Annotated in this window: 5 protein-coding genes; all 5 read left to right on the plus strand. The window is 47.5% G+C overall.

Translation table 11 applies throughout. The features are described 5' to 3' along the window. Positions 1-653, plus strand: a 653-nt coding sequence (locus GRP75_RS19150) for an amino acid ABC transporter permease (protein ID WP_160790073.1), incomplete at its 5' end; no start/stop codon positions are given. Continuing rightward, positions 650-1402 carry an amino acid ABC transporter ATP-binding protein gene (locus GRP75_RS19155; RefSeq protein WP_023988357.1) on the plus strand — a complete coding sequence of 251 codons (753 nt, stop codon included), beginning with the start codon at positions 650-652 and terminating at the stop codon, positions 1400-1402. The genes GRP75_RS19150 and GRP75_RS19155, both read left to right, overlap by 4 nt. A gap of 15 nt (positions 1403-1417) precedes the next feature. Then, positions 1418-2434, plus strand: coding sequence for an LLM class flavin-dependent oxidoreductase (locus tag GRP75_RS19160; protein WP_160790074.1), 1017 nt, complete (start codon positions 1418-1420; stop codon positions 2432-2434). Between the two features lie 56 nt (positions 2435-2490). Beyond that, positions 2491-3648: an amidohydrolase gene (locus tag GRP75_RS19165; RefSeq protein ID WP_075154123.1), complete on the plus strand. Its 1158-nt coding sequence runs from the start codon at positions 2491-2493 to the stop codon at positions 3646-3648. Positions 3649-3835: 187 nt separating this feature from the next. Continuing rightward, a complete protein-coding gene (locus GRP75_RS19170; RefSeq protein WP_160790075.1) occupies positions 3836-4771 on the plus strand; it encodes a dockerin in 936 nt (311 codons plus the stop codon). The last annotated feature ends 213 nt before the right edge of the window (positions 4772-4984 follow it).

A 4984-nucleotide genomic window follows, 5' to 3' on the forward strand; every position in this document is an offset into this window, starting at 1 on the left:
CCAACACTTTAATTATTACGGTGGTTTCCGTACTGGCAGGGTTGGTCATCGGTATTATAACGGCGCTGGCGCGAATTTATAAGGTTCCTGTGTTGTCCCAGATTTCTCACGGTTACGTCACCTTTATCCGTGGCACACCGATGCTGATGCATTTGCTGCTTATTTATTTCAGTTTGCCTTTGTTGATTGATGCGGGAGCGAAGCATTTCGGCTGGCCGCTGCAATCCAAAGATGTTCCTTATATGGTATTTGCACTCATTTCGTTTTCCATTACCAGTGGCGCGTATATGTCTGAGGTCGTCCGTTCTGGAATTCAATCGGTCAACAAGGGACAAATCGAGGCGGCTTATGCCGTCGGTATGACGACGTGGCAAGTGCTGAGACGGATTGTATTTCCGCAGGCGTTCGTGGTGAGTTTGCCAAACCTGACGAATTCCGTTATTGGGATGCTTCATGGCTCTACCTTGGCTTTCACGGTATCGGTCACAGAAATCCAGGCACAGGCTGAAATTCTGGCATCTACCAACTGGAAATATTTAGAGGTATATATCGCGGCTGCACTGCTATTTTGGGGCTTGACGGTATTAATTGAGCGAATATCCGGCTTGGTGGAGAAAAAAATCAATGTGTTTAATGGAGGTCGAGCATCATGATCCGTCTGCAAAATATAACGAAGTCGTTCGGCAAACATGAAGTGCTCAAAGGCATTGATTTGACCGTGAACAAAGGCGAGGTCGTCGTTATTTTAGGCCCGAGCGGTTCAGGAAAAACGACTCTGCTACGCTGCATTAATTATCTGGAAAAGCCGAATGATGGGGAAGTCAGCATTGGCGATTTTACAGTGAACTGCAAGCGACCTGCGAAGAGGGATGTTTTGGCTCTACGTCAAAAGACGGCTATGGTTTTTCAGCAGTACAATTTGTTCAAGCATAAAACAGCACTGGAAAATGTCATGGAAGGGCTTGTCGTTGTCCGCAAGGTCAAGCAGGAGGAAGCGAAAAAAATTAGCATTGAAGTGCTTGAAAAGGTCGGTCTGGGTGAAAAGCTGAATCATTATCCAAGCCAGCTATCCGGAGGGCAGCAGCAGCGTGTCGGCATAGCGCGTGCCTTGGCGCTGAACCCGGAAGTGATTTTGTTCGATGAGCCGACTTCGGCGCTGGACCCTGAATTGGTGGGTGAGGTGCTGTCGGTGATCCGCAAGATTGCGAAGGAAGGCATTACAATGATTGTCGTTACACATGAAATGGGCTTTGCGCGCGATGTTTCAAATCATGTGGTATTTATGGATGGCGGTCATATTATCGAGGAAGGCACACCGGACGACATTTTTAACCACCCCAAAGAGGAACGTACCAAACAATTCCTGAAACGGATTACACCGGAATATAACTATTCAATTTAGACGGGAGAGGGAGACATGAGTATTAAAATCGGAGTATTGGATCAAAGCCCTATACACGAGGGGGAAACGGCAGCGCAGGCCCTTCGTAATACGATTAAGCTAGCACAGCGTGTAGAGGAATTGGGGTTTACGCGTTTCTGGGTATCAGAGCATCACGATTCCGAGCAGGTTGCGGGCTCTTCGCCAGAGGTACTCATTTCCCATTTGCTGGCACGCACTGAACGTATTAAAGTCGGTTCTGGTGGAGTGATGCTTCAGCATTACAGCCCTTATAAAGTAGCTGAAAACTTTAATGTGCTGTCCTCTCTTGCACCGGGTCGCGTAGATTTGGGAATTGGACGCGCGCCGGGCGGGTTGCCGAAATCCACACAGGCGTTACAACGAAACGTTCATGACGCGCCTTCTCTCGAAGAAAAAATTGATGAAGTAAGTCGCTATATTCATAATATTCCGTCTGAAGAAGGACCGTTAGCCGGGTTACAGGCGAATCCGATTCCAGAAACACCAGCGGATATTTACGTTTTGGGTACAAGTACAGACAGTGCTGGAATTGCTGCGCGTTTGGGGTTGCCCTACGTTTTCTCGCAATTTATCAATAGTAATGAGCAGATTGCATTGGAATCATTCCGTACGTATCGGGCGTCTTTCGATTATAGTTATGGACGTGAGCCGAAAGCTCTTTTTGCGCTTTCAGTCATCGTAGCGGACACTTCCGAGGAAGCTGAGGAGTTAGCAGGGGAGCACAAGCTGTACAAAATTCATCTGGCCAGTGGCAAGACGGCTACGGTGGGCACGCTGGAAAGTGCAGAAGAGTTCGGCAAGCAATCAGGTGAAGAATATACAATTGAAGCTACACAAGCGCAAATTAACAAAGGGAATAAAGACGAAATCTATGCTGTGTTGACGGAAATTCAAGCGAAGTATCAGGCCGATGAGCTAATTGTTACGACAGGAATAAGGGATATACACAAGCGCGTGCGCTCGTTCGAGTTATTGCATGAAGCTTTTGCCGGGTTGCCTGTGCAGTCCTAGATGTTGTTGGTCTGAGAGAATTGTAACTATTTTGGGTTCACGAAGGAGGAATAGGGATGAGTGGATCAACCGGGACGAAGGAGCAGGTTTTGGAGCAGAAGCTGGTGGACATTCGCCGCCATCTGCATCGAAATCCCGAGTTATCTAACGAGGAGGTTGAAACTACCGCCTTTATCCGCCGTCTGCTGGAAGAACAGAACATAACCATTCTGGATGTGCCGCTGCGTACCGGATTAGTAGCGGAAATCGGCGGACAGCAGGAGGGACCAACTGTCGCGCTTCGTGCAGACATTGATGCGTTGCCTATTCAGGAAGAGACGGGATTGCCTTATGCTTCGGTGCATCCCGGCAAGATGCATGCCTGTGGGCATGATTTTCATACCGCATCCCTGTTAGGAGCAGCCGTATTGTTGAAGCAGCGGGAGCAGGAGCTGAAAGGCACGGTTCGGCTGGTGTTCCAGCCAGCTGAGGAAAAGGCCAAAGGCGCTGCCCAAGTGCTGGACAGCGGTGCGTTGGCAGGGGTGCAGGCCATATTTGGCCTACATAACAAGCCGGACCTGCCCGTAGGCACGGTCGGCATCAAAGAAGGTCCGCTAATGGCAGCGGCGGATGGTTTTTACATCGAGGTGGAGGGTCTGAGCACACATGCGGCAGTGCCGCATGCAGGGATTGACCCCATCGTGGTATCGTCACATATCATTACGGCGCTGCAATCCATTGTGAGTCGGAGCGTTAATCCGCTGGATAGCGCGGTCATTAGCGTCACGAAGCTGCACAGTGGCAACGCCTGGAACATCATTCCTGACCGCGCCCATTTGGACGGAACAATTCGCACATTTGACGAAAATGTTCGCGCCCAGGTGATTGAGCGCTTCGAGCAGGTCGTAAAAGGCGTTGCGGATGCTTTCGGCACGAAAGCATCCATCCGCTGGATCGAGGGTCCGCCGCCTGTGCTGAACGACGGTAAGTTGGCCGTCATCGCGGAGGAGGCGGCAGAAGCGGTCGGTCTGGACGTAGTTCGTCCCATACCATCCTCGGCGAGCGAGGATTTTGGGTTTTATCAGAAGAACATCCCTGGTGTATTTGTCTTTGTCGGCACTGCGGGAAGCCAGGAATGGCATCATCCTGCCTTTGATCTGGACGAACGCGCGTTGCCCGGAACAGCGAAGCTACTGGCTTCACTGGCAGAATCGGCATTGATATCCATAGAGTAGGAGTGCAAGCCTAGTCTATGGATACTTATCCCCTCCTTGTAGAGGGGATATTTTTGTTTGACGCTATATCATTCCAATGATAGTATAAAATTGTAATTTTATTCAAAAACGAGAGTGGGTGTAATAAGAGAGTAGGCGTTGTCCTTTTAGATGTCTCGTAAAAATAAAAGGTATGGAGGTTAAATAAATGCCGAAGAAAAATGGAATGATCATGGCTTCTTTTTCATTGGTAGTGGCTGCTTCTTTACTGGTTGGCGGGGCTAACGTTGGTTCAGCAGCCTCAGATTTGGAAAGCACTTCTGATATAGCGTCGACAAATATTAATTTGGCTGCTGCTGATATACCTGCTAAATTTAAGCCATCGGTAGAATGGGTTTGGAAGAATAGAATGGTCAAAGAAGGCTCCACCAACCGTAAAAATTTGATTTTTGATCAAATCTATGCGGGAAAAGGAACGCTAAATTATGTAGTGCGTTGGCAATCCTCTAAAAATATCACTCTTCAGCAGCGTAAAGATATGGCTTCCATGCTGAGTCGCCAAATCAATAATTGGAATAAGCAGTTGAAAGGGTATGATGGCTGGCCTTATAACAATATTACAGTAAAAATAGTAGGCTGGGCCGTTGCGAATCCATCACAGATTCTTAACAAACAATCTAATGAAATCGTTTACACGGATACCATTACGGATGACTTAAGTAAAACAGACCCGAATATTCCAGCTAAACTTCCAGTTGCTCCTAACGCACTATCGAGATTTGAACATTTTATGGACCCTAACTATTCTTACCCAGGTGGCCTGGACAAGCGGTTTGATATGTACTTATGGGGAACGTCCAATTTTCAAGGCGGAGCCGGCGGGGATTGGGGGCAACGTATGCCTGATGATTATATCCTGAACACCTTGAATTCGGATGAAATCCAGATTACAGAGCACGAGATGGGGCATGGATTCGGCTTGCCTGACTTCTATGAAGAACATGAGCGTACACCCGGTGGGTTTCCTGTGCCAACTATTATGTGGGCCGGAAATTCCCCCAAAATAACAGAGTGGGATACCTGGATGTTGCGTTATACCTGGAGCCAGGTTAAGAAGGATACCTCTCGTTTTCCTAACCGCTAAAAAATGCTAGAGTAGTGTGAAAAAAGCTTATAAATAGAGCCGTTTGTTCCAAAATCAAATTCTATGGTGGAATTGATTTAGTGAATAAACGGTTTTTTCATTTTATAAAATACCAGTTTTGTGCATGCAAAGATCAAGTATATGTTCCAAGATACGATTAAAATGACTAATTTAAATCATTAAGGAAAATATTGACGATGCAATAATCCAGTG

Source organism: Paenibacillus sp. OT2-17 (genome assembly GCF_009827695.1).
Classification (GTDB): domain Bacteria; phylum Bacillota; class Bacilli; order Paenibacillales; family Paenibacillaceae; genus Paenibacillus; species Paenibacillus polymyxa_B.

Bases quoted from the DNA above. Each gene is read 5' to 3' on its own strand.
- GRP75_RS19155 (WP_023988357.1), top strand. From the start codon at position 650: ATGATCCGTCTGCAAAATATAACGAAGTCGTTCGGCAAACATGAAGTG.
- GRP75_RS19160 (WP_160790074.1), top strand. From the start codon at position 1,418: ATGAGTATTAAAATCGGAGTATTGGATCAAAGCCCTATACACGAGGGG.
- GRP75_RS19165 (WP_075154123.1), top strand. From the start codon at position 2,491: ATGAGTGGATCAACCGGGACGAAGGAGCAGGTTTTGGAGCAGAAGCTG.
- GRP75_RS19170 (WP_160790075.1), top strand. From the start codon at position 3,836: ATGCCGAAGAAAAATGGAATGATCATGGCTTCTTTTTCATTGGTAGTG.